Origin of the sequence: Bacteroides sp. 2_2_4 (genome assembly GCF_000157055.1) — a bacterium.
Taxonomy (GTDB): domain Bacteria; phylum Bacteroidota; class Bacteroidia; order Bacteroidales; family Bacteroidaceae; genus Bacteroides; species Bacteroides ovatus.
In genome coordinates this window covers 470,292-494,395 of record NZ_EQ973359.1, presented here as the reverse complement: position 1 = coordinate 494,395, position 24,104 = coordinate 470,292, and the positions used below count along the sequence as shown (strand labels likewise).

Annotated in this window: 19 protein-coding genes; all 19 read left to right on the top strand. The window is 40.4% G+C overall.

Going from position 1 to position 24,104, the window contains the following annotated elements:
• The first annotated feature begins 74 nt into the window (after positions 1-74).
• The 19 genes from BSCG_RS14985 to BSCG_RS15070 all read left to right on the top strand — a co-directional run bounded on the left by BSCG_RS14985 (position 75) and on the right by BSCG_RS15070 (position 24,102).
• Positions 75-1,520, top strand: a complete 1,446-nt coding sequence (locus tag BSCG_RS14985; protein ID WP_008775917.1) for a phage portal protein — start codon at positions 75-77, stop codon at positions 1,518-1,520.
• Entirely contained in the window at positions 1,474-2,535 is a 1,062-nt protein-coding gene (locus BSCG_RS14990; RefSeq protein ID WP_004311553.1) for a phage prohead protease HK97 family, read from the top strand. Before BSCG_RS14985 ends, BSCG_RS14990 begins: the two co-directional genes overlap by 47 nt.
• A gap of 17 nt (positions 2,536-2,552) precedes the next feature.
• Positions 2,553-4,127: a phage major capsid protein gene (locus tag BSCG_RS14995; protein ID WP_008775916.1), complete on the top strand. Its 1,575-nt coding sequence runs from the start codon at positions 2,553-2,555 to the stop codon at positions 4,125-4,127.
• A 4-nt stretch (positions 4,128-4,131) separates the two neighbouring features.
• Positions 4,132-4,554 (top strand): hypothetical protein, encoded by a 423-nt coding sequence (locus BSCG_RS15000; RefSeq protein WP_008775915.1) that lies wholly within the window; start codon positions 4,132-4,134, stop codon positions 4,552-4,554.
• A gap of 8 nt (positions 4,555-4,562) precedes the next feature.
• Complete coding sequence (locus tag BSCG_RS15005; protein WP_008775914.1) at positions 4,563-5,105, top strand: hypothetical protein; 543 nt, start codon at positions 4,563-4,565, stop codon at positions 5,103-5,105.
• Positions 5,102-5,674: a hypothetical protein gene (locus BSCG_RS15010; protein WP_032849492.1), complete on the top strand. Its 573-nt coding sequence runs from the start codon at positions 5,102-5,104 to the stop codon at positions 5,672-5,674. Before BSCG_RS15005 ends, BSCG_RS15010 begins: the two co-directional genes overlap by 4 nt.
• Positions 5,671-6,510, top strand: coding sequence for a hypothetical protein (locus BSCG_RS15015; RefSeq protein WP_004300278.1), 840 nt, complete (start codon positions 5,671-5,673; stop codon positions 6,508-6,510). The genes BSCG_RS15010 and BSCG_RS15015 overlap by 4 nt, the downstream gene beginning before the upstream one ends.
• Positions 6,507-6,662, top strand: a complete 156-nt coding sequence (locus tag BSCG_RS29965; protein ID WP_004300280.1) for a hypothetical protein — start codon at positions 6,507-6,509, stop codon at positions 6,660-6,662. Before BSCG_RS15015 ends, BSCG_RS29965 begins: the two co-directional genes overlap by 4 nt.
• Before the next feature lie 49 nt (positions 6,663-6,711).
• Positions 6,712-7,233: a hypothetical protein gene (locus BSCG_RS15020; RefSeq protein ID WP_008775912.1), complete on the top strand. Its 522-nt coding sequence runs from the start codon at positions 6,712-6,714 to the stop codon at positions 7,231-7,233.
• A gap of 30 nt (positions 7,234-7,263) precedes the next feature.
• Positions 7,264-7,425 (top strand): hypothetical protein, encoded by a 162-nt coding sequence (locus tag BSCG_RS29960; RefSeq protein ID WP_171034495.1) that lies wholly within the window; start codon positions 7,264-7,266, stop codon positions 7,423-7,425.
• Positions 7,425-11,351, top strand: a complete 3,927-nt coding sequence (locus BSCG_RS15025) for a phage tail tape measure protein (RefSeq protein ID WP_032849491.1) — start codon at positions 7,425-7,427, stop codon at positions 11,349-11,351. The genes BSCG_RS29960 and BSCG_RS15025 overlap by 1 nt, the downstream gene beginning before the upstream one ends.
• A gap of 2 nt (positions 11,352-11,353) precedes the next feature.
• Positions 11,354-11,935: a hypothetical protein gene (locus BSCG_RS15030; RefSeq protein WP_008775909.1), complete on the top strand. Its 582-nt coding sequence runs from the start codon at positions 11,354-11,356 to the stop codon at positions 11,933-11,935.
• Between the two features lie 384 nt (positions 11,936-12,319).
• A complete protein-coding gene (locus BSCG_RS15040) occupies positions 12,320-12,793 on the top strand; it encodes an RNA polymerase sigma factor (RefSeq protein ID WP_008999349.1) in 474 nt (157 codons plus the stop codon).
• 160 nt (positions 12,794-12,953) lie between these two features.
• On the top strand, positions 12,954-13,160 hold the full coding sequence (locus BSCG_RS15045; protein WP_008775906.1) for a hypothetical protein: 207 nt from the start codon (positions 12,954-12,956) through the stop codon (positions 13,158-13,160).
• Positions 13,147-14,202: an LPO_1073/Vpar_1526 family protein gene (locus tag BSCG_RS15050; RefSeq protein WP_008775905.1), complete on the top strand. Its 1,056-nt coding sequence runs from the start codon at positions 13,147-13,149 to the stop codon at positions 14,200-14,202. The genes BSCG_RS15045 and BSCG_RS15050 overlap by 14 nt, the downstream gene beginning before the upstream one ends.
• A 112-nt stretch (positions 14,203-14,314) precedes the next feature.
• Complete coding sequence (locus BSCG_RS15055; RefSeq protein WP_008775904.1) at positions 14,315-14,503, top strand: helix-turn-helix domain-containing protein; 189 nt, start codon at positions 14,315-14,317, stop codon at positions 14,501-14,503.
• A gap of 104 nt (positions 14,504-14,607) precedes the next feature.
• Complete coding sequence (locus BSCG_RS15060) at positions 14,608-16,599, top strand: hypothetical protein (RefSeq protein WP_004311560.1); 1,992 nt, start codon at positions 14,608-14,610, stop codon at positions 16,597-16,599.
• A 4-nt stretch (positions 16,600-16,603) separates the two neighbouring features.
• Positions 16,604-17,917 carry a hypothetical protein gene (locus tag BSCG_RS15065; protein ID WP_008775903.1) on the top strand — a complete coding sequence of 438 codons (1,314 nt, stop codon included), beginning with the start codon at positions 16,604-16,606 and terminating at the stop codon, positions 17,915-17,917.
• Positions 17,918-17,928: 11 nt separating this feature from the next.
• Positions 17,929-24,102 (top strand): hypothetical protein, encoded by a 6,174-nt coding sequence (locus tag BSCG_RS15070; RefSeq protein WP_008775902.1) that lies wholly within the window; start codon positions 17,929-17,931, stop codon positions 24,100-24,102.
• Positions 24,103-24,104: the final 2 nt, after the last annotated feature.

Sequence of the window (24,104 nt, the reverse complement as noted above, 5' to 3'; positions counted from 1 at the left end):
CTCATAATTTCAAGATTTTAGTGTTTTGGAAAACGGTTTTCCTTTTTACTTAGTTTTGCTCAAAAAGGAACCCAATGAATATTTTTTTTGATAATCTATTTGGAAAGAAATCTAAGACTAAAGGTGAAGTTGAAATAGTTACTTCATCTGAAAATAAGGATATAGATACTCAAAGTGGCAAGACTGAAAAATGGTCAGTTGCATACATTGAGGACCTTACTAGTCCTATTGTAGCGGGCAGTAACTATCTAACGCTATTCAGTACGATACCTGAAGTCTTTTTTCCGATCGATTATATTGCATCGCGAATTGCAGGTGCTAATTTTCAATTGAAGAAAACTAAGGATGATAGTGTAGTATGGGCGAATAAACGAATGAATGGCATACTTAGCCGTCCTAATTGTTTGATGCGTTGGAAAGAATTGATTTATCAGCACCATATTTATAAATTGTGTACAGGGAATAGTTTTATTCGTGCTGCTATGTCTGATGCCTTTTCTAATGCTGAAAAATGGCGGTATTGTGATAATTATTGGGTAATACCTTCTGATAGGACTATTGTAGAACCGGTTTATGGAAATGTGCCATTGTTTGGTATTGCTCAAACAGAAGATATTATTCGTAGTTATCGTTTGGAATATGGTTGGAATGGTAGTTTGGAAATTCCCCCATACCAAATATGGCATGATAGAGACGGAAGTGCAGAGTTCTATTCAGGGGCTATGTTCTTGAAGTCCAAAAGTCGTCTTGCTTCCCAAAATAAGCCAATGTCAAATCTAATAGCTGTATATGAAGCTAGAAATGTGATTTATGTAAAGCGGGGTGGATTGGGCTTTATTGTAAGTAAGAAAACTGATGCTACCGGTTCAATAGCGTTGACTGACGATGAAAAGGAACAGCTTTTGAAGCAAAATTTTGAGAAGTATGGTGTAAGGAAGGGCCAGGTACCTTATGGTATTTCAGATGCAGACATTGACTTTGTTCGTACTAATCTTTCTATTGCAGAGTTACAGCCGTTTGAAGAGACTTTGGCTGATGCAATAAATATTGCAGGGGCATACGGCATCCCTGCCGTTCTTGTTCCGCGAAAAGACCAGTCCACATTTAGCAATCAGGCTACTGCTGAAAAGAGCGTATATTGTTCAACTGTTATTCCTATGGCCAAACAATTCTGCAAGGATTTTACAGCTTTCCTTGGTCTTGAAGGAGGGGGATATTATTTGGATTGTGATTTCTCTGATGTTGATTGTTTGCAGGAAGGATTGAAAGAATCCGAGGACGTAAAGACAAATATAAATAAACGTTGTCGTGAACAATTCTCATGTGGGCTTATAACACTCAATGACTGGCGTGCCCAAATAGGCGAAAGTATGATAGAAAATCCCTTGTTTGACAAATTGAAATTTGATATGTCAGATGAGGAACTGGATAAAGTAAATCGAGTTTTTAACACTAAAAGTGGAGATGAAAAAGATGGAAGAGAAAATCAAAAGCCTTCAGTACAAGACAAAGGCAAATGATGTTGATGAGAAGGGTATCGTTACCGTTGCGGTGAACGGTATCGGTGTGAAGGACTCACAAAATGACATATCTATGCCCGGCTCATTCAATAAGACATTGAAAGAAAATATTGGTCGGATGCGTTGGTTCCTGAATCATCGTACAGACCAGTTGTTAGGTGTTCCGTTGAGTGGTAAGGAAACAGAAGGTAATTTGGTTATGGTCGGTCAGTTAAATCTTGAAAAACAGATTGGACGTGATACGTTGGCTGATTATAAGCTGTTTGCAGAGAATGGAAGAACCCTAGAACACTCTATCGGAGTAAAAGCTATCAAAAGGGATTCTATCGATCCTTGTAAGGTGCTTGAATGGCGTATGATGGAATATTCAACATTGACAAGTTGGGGGAGTAATCCCCAGACGTTCCTTGTGAATATCAAGTCTGCTACTGCTGACCAGGTAAAGGAGGCTGTTGATTTCGTCCGGAAAGCGTTCTTGCAGCATGGATATAGTGATGAACGTTTAAAAGGATACGATATGGAATTAAGTTTATTACTGAAGAGCCTCAACGGTGGTGCCGTTGTCTCATGTCCTCATTGTGGTTATCAATTTGATTATGATGCAGAAACGGAGCATACCTTTGCCCAACAGGTATTAGATTATGCTGCTGATTATCAGAGATGGATAACACAGGACATTGTAAGGGAAGAAATGGAGAAGCTCACTCCAGAGATTAGAACCCAAGTAATTTCTCTTATTGATTCTGTCAAATCAGAAAAGAAAGAATTTACTCAAAAGGGTCTACAAGACCTTATGAATTATGTAAGATGTCCCCACTGTTGGGGAAAAGTATATCGTTCGAATGCTATTCTGCAAAACACTTCTGAAAATACCACCGGAAAAAATGAGCCGTCTGTTGACACTCAAGAAAAGAATGACGGGGAAAATGGGAACGATGAAGTAACGATTAAAGCCGCTGATAATGGCACTTTACTCGATTTCAAGAGTTTGAATAGCTGTTTCGAGAATAAATAACTTAAAATTTAAATTTTATGCCTAAAAAATTTACAGTATCAGATTTTAATCTGAAAACAGACGGTCTGCCGGCAGAACAGAAAACTTTCATGGAAAACATTGTCGGCATGATGTGTGAAGTAGTTAACAAGTCACTTGAAGGATTTGCCTCACCGGAGGAGGTAACGAAACAGTTTGGTGACATCAATAATCTATTGAAAGCCTATGATGGAGAAAAGTTCCAGCAATTGGTAAAGGACAACGAGCAACTTGTAGAACAAGTTAAAACTCTAGGTGAAAGTATCGAGAAAATGAAGCAGAAAGGTCTTTCTATGGATACTATCAACAAGTTCGATGAGAAGTTGAACGAGATGCTTGATTCTGAAAAATTCAGAGATTTCGCAGAAGGAAAAACACGCAAATCAGGAGAATTTGACGGCTTCTCCTTGAAAGATGTCGTTTCCATGACTGACAATTACACCGGTGATTTGTTGATTACTCAACAACAGAAACGTGTTGTGACTCAGGTTGCCAACAAAAAGTTGCATATGCGTGATGTATTAACGACGTTGACTGCTGATCCTGCATACCCTCAACTTGCCTATGCACAAGTATATGCTTTCAACCGCAATGCCCGTTTTGTAACAGAGAATGGGCGTTTGCCTGAATCAAGCATCAAGGTAAAAGAGATACAGACAGGAACTAAGCGCCTTGGTACTCATATCCGTATCTCAAAACGTATGTTGAAATCAAGAGTGTACATTCGTTCCTACATCTTGAACATGCTTCCTGAAGCTGTTTGGATGGCAGAAGACTGGAACATCTTGTTTGGTGACGGTAATGGTGAGAATTTGCTTGGTATTATTAATAATACTGGGGTGACTTCTGTAGAGAAGATTATCAGTACAGCCATTGTTACAGGTGCCGCCGGTGCTGTAAAAGCTATTACCGGATATAACGGTGATAAGGATGTGATTGTAGAGTTTGCAGAACCACAGGATTTGATTCTTGATGGAATGAGTATCACGTTCGCTGGTGCCGCTGTTCTTACAGAACTGAACAAAACACACGCTCTTGTGAAAATGGAAGATGGTCGTATCCTTATTTCTGGTGTCGCGTTCTCCGGTGCTGAAACGGCTACGGATAAAATGACATTCAGTGTTCATGAAGCCGGCTTTAAGAACATTGAGGAACCCAACTCTGAAGATGTAGTGAAAACAGCTTTCGCCGCAATGACATATGCCCAGTATTTTCCGAATGCTATTATTCTTAATCCAATGACTGTTAACGGTATGGAATCAGAAAAAGATACGACAGGACGTAATCTTGGTATCGTTAAAATGGTTGATGGGGTGAAATATATTGCCGGTCGTCCGATTATCGAGTATGGTGGTATTCTTCCAGGTAAGTATCTTTTAGGTGACTTTAACCAAGCCGCAAATTTGGTTGATTATACCACTTTGACACTTGAATGGGCTGAAGATGTGGAGACCAAGCTTTGCAATGAGGTTGTGTTGATGGCACAAGAAGAAGTTATCTTCCCGATTTATATGCCGTGGGCTTTCGCTTATGGGGATTTGGCCGCATTGAAGACTGCAATAACTAAAGCGTAGGATTATGGATTACATACTTAGAGGTAATGATAAGGATGTAGCCAATGTGCTTAAAGAGCAACGCATTCGGATTGGTAGAGGGGTGGTTTCATTCACCCCTATTTCCGAGTGTGGTCTTGTTACAGAAGAAGATGCTCGAAAGACATTGGAATGTATGCTCACAGAGAAAGATGCGAAAATCGGTGAACTTACTGAATCCATTACGGAGAAAGATAAAGCTATTGTTGAACTGACAGATGAACGTGATACAATGAAAGCTCGTATTGCAGAACTTGAAGCCCTGATTCCTTCTGATAACAAGAATCTTCCGGCTGCCGATTCAAAAGAATTGCCTGCTGGAGATGCTAAGGAAGTAACTGTTGTTGATGATAAAACCGTTTCCGTGGAAGATGAAAAGAAAACCGGAAAGGGTAAGGCTTCTAAATAACTATTGCCATGTTGATTGATGTTTCATATTTTACGTCAGGTCCCAGGCATATTGAGAATGCTTCGGTCGCTGAAATGCCTTCGCCCCAGTCTCTTGCAGTAAATGAGGTGATAAACGGGTATATCAAGGCATTTCAGACCGAATTTCTTCATACTGCTGTCGGTTTTAGTCTTTCACAAGCTATTACTGATTATTTGGAGATCGTAGAACAGGAAAAAGAGGATTCTTCAGATGAGGTTGATATCTTGGAAAAAGATGAACCTCAATCCGGATATGCACTTTTATGTGAAAAGCTAAGTGAACCGTTCGCCGATTATGTGTTCTTTCACATTTTACGTGATATGAATACACAGGCTACTATCACTGGTCTTGTAAGATTGAAATGTGCTAACGAGTATATATCTCCGATTAAGAGACAGGTTAGTGTCTGGAACAGCATGGTGAAGAAGAACCGACTCTTTGTAGAATGGGCGATGTCCGATGATTGTCCTTTCACCGGTTTGAAGATTCAAAAGAACCTATTAACTCCCATTAATGCTTTCAATTTATGATGGAATTGGATATAACAGAACTGTTTGAAGAAGTAGTTAGAAAACTTCCTGAAGGACTTGAAATCCTCTACCCTAATGGGAAAGGTGGGGCAAAAATTGTAAAGTCACCAAGATTGAATTACATCTTTGGTAGCAGTCAATATATCAAAGATATTTTAGATGAATACAGTAAGTCTTCTGCCCAGTCTGAAAGGAAGTTTCCATTGGTTGCACTATTCACTCCAATTAGTGAGGATAGAGGTGATGCGGATTATTTTTCAAAAGCAAAGGTTTCGTTAATTATAGCATGTTCTTCTTGTAAAGAGTGGAGCAATGAGATGCGCAGAACCACATCTTTTAAAAATATCCTTCGGCCAATCTATAAACGTTTATTGGAAGTATTATATGAAGATTCTCGGTTCGACTGCGACTATGACGAAAAAGTGAAACATAGTTATTCAGAAAACTATTCATATGGCAGATACGGAGCCTATACAGATTCCGGTGAGGCTGTGAGCGAGCCGATTGATGCCATAAATATACGCTCGATGGAAATAAAAATTAATAATCTTAATTGTAGAAGAAAATGAGAAAGATTAGAACGTGTAAGGGTTCCCGGATGAACACTGGTAGTTCTGCCTGTAGCATTGACTGGAAAAAAGTCAAAGGTGCTATCTTGACAGAACATGGTGTCAAACTCCCTGCTGATATAACAGGTGAGAAGTTGCTCGAATTGTGCCATGCAGACCGTCCCGGGCGTATTTACCCTATTTTGCCATTCCTGGAGTATGCCAAGAATGGTGGAGAGCCTCAAGTTAATCCTGTAGGGTACGGTGCAAGTGAATACAACGGGCTTAGCGCTCAAACAGACACCTTCACTTTGAAGAAATTTGATGAGGTTTTGAATGCCCAGCTTCTGAAATGTGCCAATAAAGGATGGGACGTTTACTTTTGGAATCAGGATAATATGTTGATCGGTTATAATGATGACACTGATATCCTTGCCGGTATTCCGATGTCTACTGTTTACCCGACCGTGACACAGTACCCGACCAGTAGTGCTAAGTCTGCGATGACTGTTAGTTTTTCACATGAAGATGTGGAAGACAGCCAATTGCACTTTGACTACGTGCAGTTAGACTTCAATCCCAAGAATTTCGTTAAAGGCTTGGTTGATGTTGTGTTTCAAAAGTTGGAGGCCGAAAATACTTACAAAATAGTTGAAGTTGTTGGTGGTTATGACCGTACAGAAGAATTTGGCAGTCTTATTGCTGATGGTGCTGCTGAAGTTATGAATAACGTAACTTCTGCTACATATTCGGATGGTATCATTACCATTGTTCCTAAAGCCGGGGCGGTTCCTTCGTTGAAAGCTCCTTCTGTATTGTATGAAAAAGGAATCAGAGGTATCGAGCAGGTGTCATGAAGGTAGATAATGTTACGTTCGTCGAGGTTGCTGTGAAGGGCATGACGAAGGAAGAGTTTATTAATGCGCACATTAAAGTCGTGTGGCAGGAACTGAAGGAAGCTGACCGTAAGAAGAAGCTCTCGGAAGTGTACGATGCGATAACTAAGTAACCGACGGGCTGGGGTGTGATTACAGCCCAGCCCGTTATATTTTTACTGTATGGCAGATTTTGATGAATTACATAGAGTTATTCATTCCATTGCATCCGGGTTTGAAGAGGAATGTATTAGGTGTATGGAAGAACATAAGAATGTGCTCGTTGATTGTATTCAGGAACAATTATATTCCGGCTTGGACGGTACCGAACATCTATTGAATCCTGATTATGATACTGACACCTATTTTAACGAGCCCGGTCCCTGGCAGAACCGTGCGGAACAATATAAACGATGGAAGGAGAGGATAACTCCACCTCTTAGAAGTGAGATACTTTATTTGCCACCGCGTCCGGTTGAGGTACCTAACCTCTTTATTACTGGTACTTTCTATGATAGCATAACTGCCGATAGAATTGATTCCGGGCTTCGATTCTCAACGAAAGGATTTACGGACGGTAGTTCTATTGAGAAGAAATACGGTGAGCAGATTTTAGGCATTGGTGATACAGCTAAAGAGTACTTTAATATTATGTATCTCCGTCCCTGGATGGAACGTTTCTTTTCAGAATGTGGATATCGGTAGAAAATGGCTTGTAGTTGCGAAATAAAAAAGATGCAGAGTGAACTGGAACGTATCAGTGATCTTGCAAAGAAAGCAGCTGTCTTGGATGGTTGCATGTATGTTGTTTATCAGAAAGAAGATGGTACCTATGCTTTTGATAAACTTGGAGTTGAGATAAAAGGAAAGATTATTGAATATAGACATTATCTGTAATTATGGATTTAAAATTGAAAGATTTCGTTGATGAGAGCGATTTGCAGAAATTGGTGGAGCTTGATAATACTATTGAGCGTGTGAGGGCTGATTATGTTAATGCGGCCAAAGAATTAGCAAAAGGTTTGAAACTAAATGTAGAAGGTGTTGCTGATCTTGAAAAGTTGAGTAACCTTTATAATACTCAAGCAAAAACGGCTGGTTCTGCATCTGCTGAATTAACCGAAGCTCTTAGAAAACAGTCTGAAATAACTCAAACTGTCAGTAAGAAGATAGAGGAAAAGCTAAATGTAGAGAAATTATCTGCTGCTGAACTGAAGAAACTAACCAAAGCAAACTCGGATAATGCTGTGTCCTTGGAAAAGGCTGCTAAAGCAGAAGCTAACTTGACAAAAGCGCAGAATGCCGGTAATACTACTCGTAAGAAAGCTGTTCTATCTGAAGAAGAACGTTTAAAACTTATCAGAACTGCTATTATCTTGACTAATCAGGAAGTACATAGCCGTTCACAAGCAAAGGAAATGAATAAGCAGCTGCAAAAGGCTGTTGATGTTTTGAAAGATACGGATGAAAACTATATTCGTACACTTGCCCGTCTTAATTCTACAATCGGAATCAATACCGATTACATAAAGCGAAATTCCGATCGATATAGTCAACAGAAAATGACTATCGGTGCATACCGGGAAGAAGTAAAGGCTGCATGGGTTGAGATACAGAACGGTAATAAATCCATGCAGAATATGGGTGTTATTGCCCGGAATGCCGGTAGGATGCTTAATACAGAGCTTGCTCCTGGGTTAAGTAAAGTTGGTGCTGGTTTAAAAGGGTGGGCAGCTGGATATATTGGTGCACAAGCTGTTGTTAGTGGAGTTGTTGCTTTATTTACAAAACTGCGTGAAGGAGTAGGTGATATTGTTAAATTTGAATTAGCTAATAGTAGGCTTGCTGCAATATTAGGAACCACTTCTGATAAAGTGAAGGAGTTAACTGCGGATGCTCAACGTTTGGGTGCTACAACGAAATACACTGCATCCGAAGCTACGGATTTGCAAATAGAACTTGCTAAACTAGGTTTTACTCGAAAAGAAATATTAGATGCAACAGAGCACGTTCTAAAATTTGCACAAGCTACCGGGGCAGAATTAGCAGATGCGGCTTCATTGGCAGGTGCTTCTCTTCGTATGTTTAATGCTGATACAAGAGAAACTGAAAGATATGTGTCTGCGATGGCTGTCGCAACAACCAAAAGCGCATTGTCGTTTTCATATCTCGCTACTGCATTACCAATTGTTGGACCGGTTGCAAAAGCCTTTAATTTCAGTATTGAAGATACTTTGGCTTTGTTGGGTAAATTATCGGATGCCGGTTTTGATGCTTCAATGGCTGCTACTGCTACTCGTAATGTTTTTCTAAATTTAGCTGATAGTAATGGAAAGCTGGCAAAGGCGTTAGGTAAGCCCGTTAAAACATTGCCTGAGTTAGTTGAAGGATTGAAATCGCTAAAAGAAAAAGGGGTAGACTTGAATACTACTCTTGAATTAACTGATAAGCGTAGTGTTGCCGCTTTTAATGCCTTTCTCACCGCTGTTGATAAAATATTACCACTTAGAGAACAGATTACTGGTGTAGAACGTGAATTGGGCGATATGGCTCACACGATGGGAGATAATGTTCATGGAGCTCTTGCTAACTTATCTTCAGCATGGGAAGCGTTTATGCTTTCTTTCTCCGAGTCAACGGGACCTGCTAAGGAGTTTCTTAATTGGATGGCTGATAAAATAAGAGGTATCGCCAATGATTTGAAATCTCCTGAAGAAAAAATAGAAAAGATAGATTATAATTTTAGAACACTTGCAAAAAAAGATGCGAACAAAAAGTTATTGGAAGTAGAAAAAGATTTTCAGGCAGAATATAAGAGGCTTATTGATGCTGGTGATACAGAGGAACAAGCATACACAAAAGCTGTTATTCAAATGAAAAATAAACGTATTGAAGTAACGGCCCAAGAGAGAGAAGCTTTAAAACGGATGAAAACTCGTGCTCAATATGCAACATCAGAGTTTGAAGATATGTCTTGGATAAAGAATGGTGCTGCTAAAATGTTTGGCTATTACACATCGGAAGCAGAAAAAGCGGATAAGGCTCAGTTGGAATTTTCTAAAAACTTATTTAAAATAGCATCTAGCGATGAGTTTAATCGTGGACTTGATGTGATTGCAGAAAAGTTCCGTCCAAAGGGTAACGACAAAAATGGTTCAGGTATAACAGTCCTTACTGATAAAGAAAAACGTGAACAGGAAAAAGCTCTCAAAGAGAAGCTGAAAATTCATGAAACTTATCAGGAATCAGAACTAGCTCTTATGGATGAGGGACTGGAGAAAGAACTTGCTAAAATTGGTGTTGCTTACTCAAAGAAGATTGCTGCCGTCAAGGGTAATAGCAAAGAGGAAATTGCTACTCGTCAGAATTTGGCGAAAGAAATGCAGGATAAATTAGATGAATTCTCTATTAAGTATAATTCTGACCGTGAAAAGAAAGATGTTGAGAACGCTCTTGCTGTTGTAAAAAAGGGGTCCCAGGAAGAACTTGATTTGAAATTGCACCAGTTGGAGTTGCAACGTGAAGCAGAAATTGATGCAGCAGAGAAAACAGGTGAAGATGTTTTTCTCATTGACGACAAATATGCAAAAAAGAAACAAGAACTTTACGAAAGACATGCATCCGATCAGGTGCAATTAATAGCAGAGAATGCAGCGCATGAGCAGGAAATCCGGGATGCTGCATATGTTATGGATACGCTTGCTCTTAAAAAACAGTTAGCTTCTAAGGAAATAACCCAGCAAGAGTATGCAGAACTTGAGTATCAGTTAAAATTAGATTATGTACGTAAAACCTCGGAAGCTGCCATTGACGCTTTGGAATCCGAACTTGCTACTGCCAACTTGAGTACGGACAAAAGGGAGAAACTTGAGGAGAAACTTGCAAAATTGAAAGCGGACCTTGCCCAAAAAGAAGCAGAAATAGAAATAGATGCTATCAATAAAGTTACTAAAGCGGATGAGAAAGCACAGAAAGAACGTCAGAAGAACTTGAAAAAATGGCTTCAAACTGCATCTCAAGCTGTGGGAGCTATTGGAAACTTAGTCTCTTCTATTTATGATGGTCAGATTCAGAAAATAGAAGAAGAGCGGGAAGCTAATGAGGAAAAGTATGATGAGGATATTGAACGAATTGAGAATCTGGCAGAGTCTGGAGCTATATCCGAAGAGGAAGCAGAAGCGCGTAAACGGGCAGCAAAGGATCAGACAGAAGCCAAGAATAAGGAGTTGGAAAAACAAAAGCAAGAGATTGCCCATAAACAAGCTGTTTGGCATAAGGGAGTACAAGTTGCAGAAACTGGAATTGCAACAGCTCGTGGTATTATGGAAGCTTTCCAGTTAGGTCCGATTGCCGGTGCTGTAATGGCTGCTGTTATTGGGGCGATGGGGGCTATGCAAGTAGCAACAATTCTTGCCACTCCTATTCCTTCTTATGCAGAAGGTACTAAAGGTAATGATAGGCATCCCGGCGGTGCTGCTTTGGTTGGTGATGCCGGTAAACATGAAGTTATCATGTATTCCGGAAAAGCATGGATTACTCCTGATACTCCAACTTTAGTTGATATTCCTAAAGGTGCGCAAGTCTTTCCTGATGTTGATAAGGTAGATATCTCTAATTTTGATATACCGGATTGGGACTTTCCCACATTTTCACCGACATATTTTGCATCCTCTTCCGGTGATACCACTGTTTTCAATGATTATTCCCGATTAGAAAAAAGGGTTGATAAAACAAATCTCCTTTTGATGAAGAGTCTTAAAATGCAGCGTCAGGATGCGTCTAACCGTGAATTTGAACTGTATAAGTTGTCTAAACTGAAATAGCTATGATTGAAAGATTAAATCAGATAACATTGAATGATTTCATTGAGCTTTCATGTGGAAACTATGCTTGTTTGCTTTCGGACCGCGGATCTATGTCTGAAAGCACGCTTAAAGAGATGGCATCTAAATTAATTATCGAATACAGAAGCATTGTTAATCCTTCAGGTATGCAGGCTATGATTATGGACAAAGAGGATATGGTGAAGGAACGTGCCAAACTATTGAGCCTTCGTATATGTCAGACTCTTGTTTCTCTTGGCTTTTATGATGATGTTCGTCAGGTGTTGGGTCAACTAAATGTAGATATCCGAAATATGAGTGATGAGCAAGTTATATCGAAGCTTGATTATTTGCTTCATTCTGCAATTTTTGAGCAAAAACGGAACGAGGAAAGACGCAGTGAGGGACATAAAGGAAGTAAGGCTACTCCTGAACAAATTCGTTCTTCTTTTGATGCCGAGATTGCTTTTCTAATGACATTCTTTAAAATGAGTATTGATTCCCGCGTAATTAATGCTGCTGTCTATGCGAATATCGTTCATCAAGCTGATGTTGAAATATCGATCAGAAAAAGAAGCACATGATAATATTGGTATTACATATATGCTGTAATTCGATTAATTTTTAATTAAAGCGAATTATTTCATACAGTCGTTTGTACATCTCCTTTAGAATCACAAACGACTTTTTTATGAATAGAAAAAACAGCATCCATTGTATAAATAGGCATTTATACAATGTCTTATTGTCAGAATTACGTACATTAGAGACGAAGTGTAATCGGATAACGGCAGAAGTGTCCGAGGTAAAAAAAATGATTGCCTTATTGCCCCCCGATATAGGCACTCTTATTAGTTCAATCGAGCGTTCTGCTAAGGAAATGCACGAACAAAGTATCATGCACCGGAAATATGTGGAAAGGTGCATTAATGGCGAACCGAAGATACACCTAATAAGGAGGGCTGACGATGGACTTTGAAAAGGAATTATCAGAAATATATCCTTGGATATTAAAGGTGGCAAGAAAATTCTGCTGTTCCATGCAAGATGCTGAAGACTTAGCCGGTGATACAGTTTATAAGCTACTTGTGAATCGTGATAAATTTGATTGTTCTAAACCACTTCAACCGTGGTGCCTTATTATAATGAGGAATACTTATATAATAAGATACAATAGAAATTCCCTTATACATTTTACAGGGCTTGATATGGTAGACGGAAGTGCCATTTCTAACTGTACAGCTCATTCAATACTGTTTGATGATTTGGTTTCCACAATACAACAGTGTGCTAAAAAATCCCGTTGTATTGACAGTGTGATGTACTATGCAGAAGGGTATTCTTATGAAGAAATAAGCGAAATATTAAATATACCAGTTGGAACTGTTAGGAGCCGTATTTCCTCTGGTCGGAAGTTTCTTCTTCAAGAAATAAGTTCTTAAACAGTTAAATAGCGTTTGAAAAAGGTTGCAGAAGAAAGAAACTTTAGATAAGTTATGTTATAGCGTAACTTTTGGCTATATTTGCAATAAAATTAAAGTGATATATTTGAACGTTTTTTCTAGTAGGAACTTATTATGTATTTATTAAATGTAAATAAAAATGGAAGCTCAAGATTTGATAACTATTATTTTTTCATTTTGCAGAAATAATGCTGGCTGGCTTTTTTCTGGAATAGGCGTAAGTCTTTTGGGATTTATAATAAAGAAAGTATTGTCGAGAAAGAAAAAAACAACAATACATCAGGAAGCTAATTCTAATAAACAATCTAAAATTACACAGGTAGGAGGGCATTATGAAAGACACTAAGCAAAATGCAAATAATAATACAAATACTACTGTTATTCAAGTGAATGGTGATTATTATTCAGGAATTACAGAAAGCCAGGCCAAAGAGATAGCCCTTGCTACTGTTAGAAATGAATTTTCCATATTATATGGGGAAGCCCAAAATATATTTGAAAAGCGTGTTCAAGAAATCGTCGATGAATCATTACTTAGAATACAACATGATAGCCCAGAATCGTTTAAAAGATTTAATGAACCCGCTATCCAAATGATTTTAAATACTGTTTATAAAGAATATGCAAAAAGTGGAGATTCTGATTTAAAGCAAAGATTAATAGATTTGCTTATTGCTAGAATTAAAGTTTCCGAGCATACTTTTACCCAAGTTCTTATTGATGATGCTATAAGAATAACCCCTAAAATAAGAATACAACATTTACAATTTCTGACATCTTTATTTTTTATATATAGTGGTTTGGTAACTTTTACTTGTATAGCAGAATATGACGAATGTATAACTATGTTGGCTAAGAATTATCCACTTTATCCTAAAGAAGCTTCTCTTTTCAATGTAAACGATGTCTATTTTCTTGCACTGTTAAAACATACCGGCTGTATTACGTATGCAGAAAGTTCTTCTTCATTAGTAGAAGAAGAAATATTAATTTGCTTTGGAGGTATTTTTAACAAAGGATTTAAAATATCTGATATAGATTCAGCTTTAAAAAAAGAGTTGGAAGAACATAATTTAATATGTACTAGTGAAATACAACCTGGTAATGTAAGAATAAATACACGAAATGAATTTGTTCTTCGTTTGGATGTTAATAAAATATCGAAAAAATATAGGAAAAATATGTATGATTTATACGTCAACAATTGTAGTACAGTAGAAGATTTAAGAAATTACAATAAATCATTAGATAATAGAGTTCACGCTATGTTTGAATCCGTGAATTTCCTAAATAGAACGGAACATTACAGTTTATCGGAATTTGGTCTTTTCTTAGGACAACAGAATTTTTATAAAATGTTTCCTCGTTATTATACTTCTTTTGATTAGAGTTAAACAATGTGCCTTTGGAAACAAGAATCTGAAAGAGGTTAGACAGGTTTGCCCTACTTTAGGGTGAATTGTCGTTCAAGAATCATATATTTGTCTCAAAATACTATTTATGATACGTGAAGTGATATTAGAAGCTCTTAAAAAGAGAGGAATAAAACAGATTGAATTAGCCGATCATTTAGGGATAAATAAAAGCCCTTTGAATGCTTTTTTGAAGGGAAAAGGAAAGATTAGTATGGAGAACATTGAAAAGTCCTTTCTATTTCTTGGTATAGATATTATTTTGAAAAACAAATAGTTATATCATATTTTAGCAAAGCGTGATTTTCAAGAATTTAGCCAATCGGAAAACCGGTTGGCTTTTTCTATATATTTGCTCGTGAACGTTCAAAAGGAGTTAAAATGCTTTGTAAATATGTACTTACCGTTGATAGTATTTCCTATGATATTCCCAAATCTTGTATTCAGAATTGGGATGAAATAAAGTTTTCCCGTAAACGCTCCGGACTTGAAGGAATAACTAGAACCTTTACTTCAAAATTCCAGTTTGTTGGAGAAGCCTATGATCTCATATTGGAGGAGTATTTGAGCAAATACCTGGCTTCCAATGCTAGTATCACCGTTTATACTATAACTAATTCTCATACTTATGAAGAATTCTTCAGTTGCCGACTGGATTTCGGTTCATTGACCTATGATGGAAATACTGTTTCTATTAATTCGATAGATGATAGTGTCGCTAATATCATAAAGGCTAACAAAGGAACGCAGTACGAATATTCGGTAGATGAGATAAAAGATGTATATCAGCTTTATTATGATTCTGTAAGTATGAATTATAGTCAACCGCATACATTAGGTGGTAATACTGTAGAAAATGATGCTTCTTTGCAATATATTGTAATTGACAAAGGAATATATGTAGAAGCTATAACATATTCGCTTCCCTTATATATTTCAGGTGGTGAACTTCCGTCACGGGATTCACCTCTTGAGTTTTATGATGCACCACAGGAATCGAAAGATGATCCAAATGTATTTGTTAAAGCCTTGTCCGACATTGATATAGTATTGAATTTTAGTTTTGAATACTATATCAGTTATAGTGATGCGTATACAACTAAAGCTGAAATTGTTCTAGGTGGGCGTTACGAAGATGGTCGTTTAGTCGAGTTGAAAAGATGGGGGTATAATAAGGGGGATGTTACTCCAAGTAATCTGAATGAATCCATCAAGATTCATCTGACTAAAGGGCAGGCTTTATTTTTTGATTTGAAGGTAACATTTAACAGAGTTAATGCTTCTACTGGCAATATTTATTTTCGTAATTTCAAATTTGAGACACGCTTTACTTCTCGAGCTAACCCTATCTATGTGGATGCAATAAGACCTATTGATGTGTTAAACCGATTGCTTAAAAGCATGAATGGTGGAAATGAAGGTATCTATGGTGAAATAGCTTCAGGTGTTGATGAAAGGTTAGATAATTGCGTGATATTAGCTGCTGAAAGTATTCGTGGAATCCCCCAAGCTAAGCTATATACTTCTTATACAAAGTTTAAAAACTGGATGGAAACAGTTTTTGGCTTTGTGCCTGTGATCAATGGTGTCACTGTTTTTTTTAAACACCGGGACAAATTGTTTAGTGATAACAATGTAAAGGATTTAAACAGCAGCTTTTCTAGTTTTGAGTATAAGGTTGATTCATCAAGAATATATTCTTTGGTTAGGGTAGGATATGATAAACAGGACTATGAAAGTATGAATGGTCGTGACGAATTCCGATTTACTACTGAATATACTACTGGCATTGATATAACTGATAATGTATTAGAGTTGATTAGCCCTTACCGTGCTGATGTTTATGGAATTGAATTCTTATCGCAAAAGAGAGGCCAAGATACAACGGATAGTGAAAGTGACAATGATGTGTTTTTTGTTTGTGCCAGTACTACATTACATGATAATGGCGGAGTACAAACATATAAAGAGTATAGGCTTATAAGGAGCGGTTGGGAAATAAGTGGTGTACTTGATCCTGAAACGATGTTTAATACCATGTATTGGCAAGGAGGCATATTGCAAGCAAATGCCGGCTATATTGGTATGTTCACTAAAAAACTATCTTATTCTTCTTCTGACGGTAATAGTGATGTTGTTGTCAATGGTATAGGAATGAAAGATGATTTTAACGTTGAAAGTGGTATTATAACTTGTGGAGATGTTTCATTCACAACTTATAATGAAGATATTCCACCAACAGATGATGAAACGATTAAAATCTTAAAAGATGATCTAGTTTACGAGGGCTACATCAAAGAGGTGAGTAGTACAGTTGAGAGAAACGAGGGAGTGAAGTATGATTTATTTGTCCGTTCAATAACAAAAGCCTAGAAATATGATTATAAGCCCGTTTACCCCACTGTTTTTTTCTCCGTCTACCGATAAATTTGGAGCGAAGAGTAAATATGTGCAATTATTCGCACGTACAGACAGGATTTTTGTTGAATTGATTTTGACAGCCAAAGAGCAGGAGCCTATAGTTTACATTAATAATCTTTTAAGTAATATATCTACACCTGTATCATTAAGCTCATGGAAGATGAATGATGATAAGATTCTTTATTTCTATAACATTTCATTGCTTCCATGTGGATACTATACTGTAACAGTTAATGGGAATACGAGTGAGATTTTTAAAGTTACGGACGATGAATGTGAGTTATCAGAAACCAGCCTTATTCAGTATTCAATGAAAGATAATAAGCAGCGTCTTGATGCTGTCTGGTGGATAGATGGGATGCAATACTTTTTTGATTTTCGCGTTCCTGGTGGTTTCAAAGATAACGGATGGACGTTCGGTGTGGATAATGAGCAGTTCGTGACCTCTGATGAGGATATTGTTGAGCTATTCAGCCACGAATATACAACAGTATTATTCACGCTTGGAAATGGGATGGGATGCCCTGTGTGGTTTGCTGAATTATTGAATCGTGTCTTATGCTGTAATTACGTCTACTTTGATGGTGTTCGATATACCAGAAAGGAAAGTAATGTTCCGGAACTTAACCAGCAAATAGAGGGATTGAAGAGTTTTGTGTTCAATCAAATGTTACAGAAGGTAAGAACGATGAATCCAGTTTTGGAATGGAATAACCAGCTTGCTATGAGGTGTGTACAAAGCGGTGCTTATAGGATAGCAGATGATGAAGGAATGCGTAGTATCAAGTATGGTTCAGAAAGTGGGGTTGCAGAGGTCGGAGCATATATCAATATGACTAAGGCTATTCCTAATACTGGAGTTTCTATTAATAGTGATACTATGGTTACTGTCAACAGTATTCATCACCCAGGTGTTGATAAAAATTCATATTGGGATTTGATTGCAATCAAGACGACTGACATAGATAACAAGTATATTGGTAGAAGAGGTTACGGTAAACTTACAGTTAATGGACTGGATAGACTAAAGAACGATTTGGACAACGGTTCGATAAATTTGCGTGCTGTACTATATAAAGGAGATTCGTATACTAACCTCATTGAAGGGAGTGTAATCAGTAGGGATGGTGTATGTGTCTTGAAAGGTATTAACGGTGGAGATATTGGTGCTCTGAAGGAGTTCCAACTTTATCTTGATAATGTCTATGATTGCGACATAGATAATCTTGGTATGACCATTGAGCTTGTATGGGTATATGAAAATGATTAAAAAAGAGAATTATGACAGAAACAGAAAAACAACAGATTATTAGCCTTGTGTTACAAGCGTTGAAGACAAACAGTCTTACAATAGAGCAACTGACTGATACAACAGAGCTATCCAAAGATATGTACGTTGAAGTTAGTGGCGGTCGGAAAATATCTATTGATTTACTTTCAAGTACCATTGCTAAAATGGTGAATGGTGATTTTGATGCATTAGTGGAGAATGTCAATAAGATTGCAAAAGATTTATCGGATGGAGACGCCGAGTTATTGAAACGTATAACAGGAGTGTCTGATAAATCCAATCCTTTGACTGACCCATTTAAAAGTATTGGCTCTTTTACTACTATTGGTAGCTTTAAAGATAAATTAAAAACAATGTATTCCGGGGATTCTTCTATTGGGAATTATCGGTGTATTTTGTCTGTTGATTCGTCTAAGATTCCTGTAAATATACAAATTGAACGGTTGGAGCTTAATAAGGTTTGTCAATCATTCACTTCGTGTATACAACTGGCTACCATGTCAGACAATGCCGAAGGTGTATATTTAGGTACAGTTTGTACAATCTCACGAATAGGTATTGTTTCCAATGAGAGTGTTACATGGGGCAAATGGACCTCTGTAATAAATGACTTTGAGGAAAGGATAGGAAAAGCGAACGGTATCGCTCCTTTGAACGAAGAAAGTAAAGTTCCTTCTGAATGTCTGCCTGAACCGTTGTCTCTTGGGGAAGATGAAGAAGAAGCTTTCCCCGGCAACCGTGGAAAGTCTTTGGAAGATACAATGAAAAATATCCCTTCCGATATAATCAAACCGGGTTCTTTCTCCGTCCTGTCTGACGATTCCTATCTCAATGTGTATTTTAAGAAAGTGTCCAAAACAACCGGTAAAGAAACGGATGACAGCTTCCGTCTGCCTTCTGCTACCCTTGAACAAGCCGGCCTTTTGTCCGCCGAGGATAAGCAAGCCCTTGAGGATATGAAGAGCGGCACGCCCGCTGACGATGTAACACACCCCATCGTCATTGTTGATGAGATCCGCCCATTGAAAGACGGCTACTATACCCTTGAAACCGCTATTGCCGCCATTGTCTCCTATCAACAGGAATCTGGCGTCAAATATGAGCGAACGGGTCTCATCATTACTTACAAAACAGGCGAGTATGAAATGGAAACCCGGCAGTTCCAGGGTGCTGTGTCCGATTTTGCGACCCCTTCTCTTTGGAAACCCTTCGGGAATGGTGGTGGCGGTTCCGTTTTTGAAACTTCCGATGAACCGGCGGAAGGGGGAAAGGACGCCTTTTCAACTGGTGGCGCCTATGCCTATGTTCCGGCCAACCTCGACGTAAACGTGGAAACAGAAGGCATTGTAAAACTTCAGATGAAGAACGCTGCCGGTGAAACCCTTGGCGATGAAGTGCAGTTCGCTATCGGCACGGGTGGCGGCGGTCAAACTGGTGGTACCATTGTTGCCATTGCTTTCCAGTCGACACCTGTCTATGGCTCTTACGGCTCCACGCTACTAACCTTTGCCGCCATCCGTTCCGTGACCTCGAACGGTGTCGAATCCTCTGACAACCTGATTGAGAAACTGGAACTCGTAGACCGTGAAAGCGGGCTTACCGTCTGGACTGAAACCGTCAACAAAGCATCTTCCGGTGACATGAAGGACTTCTCCTTTGAACTGGACTTCACCACATACTTTACGGCTGCTGGTACTCGGAAATTCAAGCTGATAGCTACTGACGAAAGCGGCAACACTGGTTCCAAGAATGTCAATGTAACAGCTGTTGATATTACCTGTACCTGTGTGCAGGTGCTCAACTATACCCCTGAAACTCTGCTTACTCCGACAACTGAAAGTTTCAGCCTTCCACTCTATAAGTTCGGAAACAACACCTCTGATAAAGGTATCAGTGCCCAGGTTGACATCAAGATTAATGGTGAATGGCAATCCCTGTCTACCACCGTTGTAAATGACAACTACTCGCACTCCGTTGTAATCCGCCCTGCTTCCCTCGGCCTAGAACACGGTACCTATCCCTTGCGCATCCAAGGAACGGATGTCGCATCCGGAGTGAAAGGAAATGTCATCTACACGGCTGTCATGGTAATTGACCCGAATAGTTCCACACCTCTTGTCGCCTTGAGATACGATGATAAAAACGGTGGAGTAGTCCGACTGTACGAAACCGTAGAACTTGATGTTGCCTGTTATGACCCGTTGGAAATGACTTCACCCGTCAGCGTGAAAGCCAATAACGTGCAGGTAACACAAATTGCTGCCAGTCGTAACAAAACCTATCAGGTCAAACAACAACTGCAGGGCTACAAGGCTGACGGCACCGATACGGTCAACTATACTGCCGTATGCAAGGACGTGACTAGCGAACCTGTCCGGGTGACAGTTAGCGGTTCCGCCATTGACGCCGCCATAAAAGAAGGCGCCATCTATAACTTTGACTTCTCATCCCGTACCAATCAGGAAACTGACCATAGCATTGTCAGCGGTAATTATGAAATGAAAGTGGACGGTGCCAACTGGACTACCAACGGTTTTGGCACATTCTTGGGTGAGAACTGCCTTCGCGTAGCCGAGAATGTGGGCGTGTCATTAAACCATGCCCCGTTTGCCGGCTCGTCCATCGAATCCAACGGTGCCGCCATCCAGTTCGCTTTCGCTTCCAAGAACGTGACCGATGATGATGCCCTGCTCCTTAGCTGCTATGACGAAACGTCCGGTGCCGGCTTCTATGTCACCGGCCGGGTGGTCGGCATCTTCTGTAACAATGGTGTCGCCCGTCGTGAAGAACGCGCCTACCGGCAGGGTGAAAAGATAACCGTAGCCGTAGTTGTTGAACCTGCAAGCAACTACGTCGAACGTGACGGCACACGATATTCCATGATGAAACTCTTCCTCAACGGTGAGGAAGTCGCCTGTCTTGGTTATGTTCCGGGCGGCGGCTCCCTGATTCAAACCAAGTATATAACGATGGACGGCAAACTGGGTGATTTGTATCTTTATTACATGATGGCCTGGAACTCCTATATGGAATGGGCACAGGCGTTCAAGAACTACCTTGTCCGTCTGACCGATACAGAGGTAATGGTGAAGGAATACGCCTTTGAGGACGTCCTTAAAAGCCAGACAGCCGAGGGTAGTACCCAAAGCCGCCCGTCAGCTGCCGAAATCTATTCACGCGGTATGCCTTACATTGTCGAATGCCCCTATGAAGGCTCCGATATAGAAGCACTGGACAGCACCACTTCCACCAGTACGAAGATATACATCACGCTCTATTACTTTGACCCCGAACGCCCGTGGCGTAATTTCAAGGCCGTGAGTGTCCAAACCCGCAACCAGGGAACCACCTCTGCCAAACGCCCGGTAAAGAATAAACGCTACTACCTCGCCAAGAGTAAAGGCAAAAACAAGGACACTCGAATCATACTACTTAATCCGGACGATACGACGGAGGAAGGACGCCGTGCAATAGCCTTGGCTGCCATCAACAAAGTACAGGTCGGTGATAATACAATCCCGGTCGATGTCATTACCGTAAAAGTCGATTACTCCGATTCCGGCAATGCGAACGACTGCGGCGCCTGTGAAATGATGAACGTTACATACCGTGCCTTGGGTGGTAACTATATGACACCTGTCCAACGTGCATTTGACGGAACATTTGACAGCGGTGACTTGCATATCGAAGGCTTGCAGATGAACCACTCCACCGCCAATCACCCGGTAGCCACCTATCGGTGTAAGGATGACAGCCTGCAAAACGTCTATTTCCATGCCAAAGGCAACTGGAAAGAAGACAAAGGGGAACAGTTCGCCCTCGGTTTCAAAGATACCCCCGGCTATAATAAAGGTTGCCTGAATTATGGTGACTTCATAGAGTTCTTCGGTACTCCTGACGAAACTTTAGACGCAATTGAGATACGCTTCAAACAGACTGACGGACTCGATACGGACAGCGTGTACCTGCTTTCCCTATATTGCGGTAGTTCGTACCGAATAATGAGGTATCAGGACGGCTCATGGAAAAAGCAGTCCGGTTCCATGAAGTATGAAAACGGCAAATGGAATGTCACCGGTGATGTCCTTAATCCCGTTGAAGGCTTCGAACTTCTTAATTACCAAGGTATGGACTGGTTTCAGGGCGTCGGTTCTGTTCAGGATATGATGGCCATGAAAACGGACAAGTCCTCATGGGTTCAAAAACTCGTGGATAACGGAACTATCTCTGCTGATACCTTCCCGGCATGGACTTACTACTTTGAATCGCTTGTCGATGATGACCAGCTCGCCATTGATTACGCTTTGGGTAAGAAAGTGCCCTATAACCTCTACCGATGGTTGCGCTTCTGTGATTCCTGCGATTACTCCAAAGGCGGGAACTGGCAAAGAACATGGAAGGAAAACCTGTATAAATACGCCTGCCCAGAAAGTGTCTTGAGTTATGACATCTTCACCGACTACCTTGCCGCCACTGACCAACGCGCCAAGAATATGCAGCCGATGTGGTTCTTGGAAGAGTATGCTTCCGTAACAGACGGTGTGTACAGCTCCGAGGATGCCATGCGCATGTACCTGAATAAAATCTATGACTGCGATACGCTCAATAGCAAGGACAACGACGGTGGTTGCACGGTTGACGCCGAGGTGGACCCCAACCGGACGAGCGATGAAACATTCACTAACCCTTATGCTGGCTACGGCTCCGTTCTGTTTAATAACATCTATCTCCAGCAAGTAGTGTGGACTGACTCATCCGGTACGGAACTCTCCCTGCGTACCGTTGCCGCCGCCATGCGTAACGTTCAGGCGACCATTGACGGCGTCACCCTGCACCCGTTCTCACCCGAAGGAGCTACGCATTTCTTCATTGATAAACGGCTCAAAAAATGGCAGAAACTGGTTAGTTCTTACGACGGTGAACGGAAATACATCTCCTATACCGCCACCTCTGATGCTATTTACTTCTATGCCCTGCAAGGTCTTGGACTTACCGCCCTTCCGTCTTTCATCGAAAGACGTTGGCGTATTCGTGACGGCTATTTCCAAACCGGTGATTTCTTCAGCGGTGTAATTTCCGGGCGCGTATCTTCCAAATCAAACGCCACCATCCGGATTGTCGCTGCTAAAAACGGTTACTTCGGTGTCGGCAATGACGCTAGCGGCAACCTTTCCGAAAGCTGCTTCCTTGAAGCGGGCGAAGAATATGTATTCACCAACTTCTCACATGAGGAAGGTGCCTTGCTGTATATCTATCAGGCTGACCGCATGAAGTTGCTCGACCTGTCTGAAATCTCCCTGTCAAGTACGGTGAGCTTCTCCGCCATGCAACTTGTGGAAACCCTTATCTTGGGCTCTGACACCCATACAGAACAATCCATCGGTTCTTACGCACCGCTTACCTCGCTGAACTGCGGCGAAATGCCCTTCCTCGTATCACTCGATATCCGGAACACACAAATCGCTACGCTCGTTACCGACAAATGCCCACGTATCGCCCATATCAATGCGTCCGGTAGCAAACTGGAGAACATCACTCTTGCAGAGACTTCTCCGATTAATGACATCTCTCTTCCACCAACAATGACAAGCCTCCGTTTTGTCGGTCTTCCTGAACTGACCTATACAGGTCTTTCCGCCCCGTCCGGCCTGCAAATAGAATCCATGCCGAACGTCCAACGCCTGCGTCTTGAAACGTCGCCTAAACTTGACGCCATTCAGATGCTCCGTGACGTCCTCGCTTCACAAACGGCATCCCGTAAACTTTCCATGCTCCGTATCTCGAACATGACCCTGAAGGCTGACGGCTCCGAGCTTCTTGCCATTCTCGAATATGGAGTTGCCGGAATGGATGAGGACGGCAACAGACAGGATAAACCGGTAGTCAACGGCACGTATGAACTGACAGTTATCCGTGAAACGGATGAAATCGAATCCCTTGAATCCGGTATCGACGGCCTTGTCATCCTTACCGTCATAGATGCCTACATCGACCTGATCAACTGGTTCAATAATGAGTCTTATGGCGGGGAACCGTACTACGATAACGTAACGCTGGACAACATCAATGAAGTCCTTGAATATTATAACGGCGAAACCTACGAAGAATATCTCGAACGGTTTGCTGAAGACAATATGGATATTAATGATTTAATAAACAAGTAACT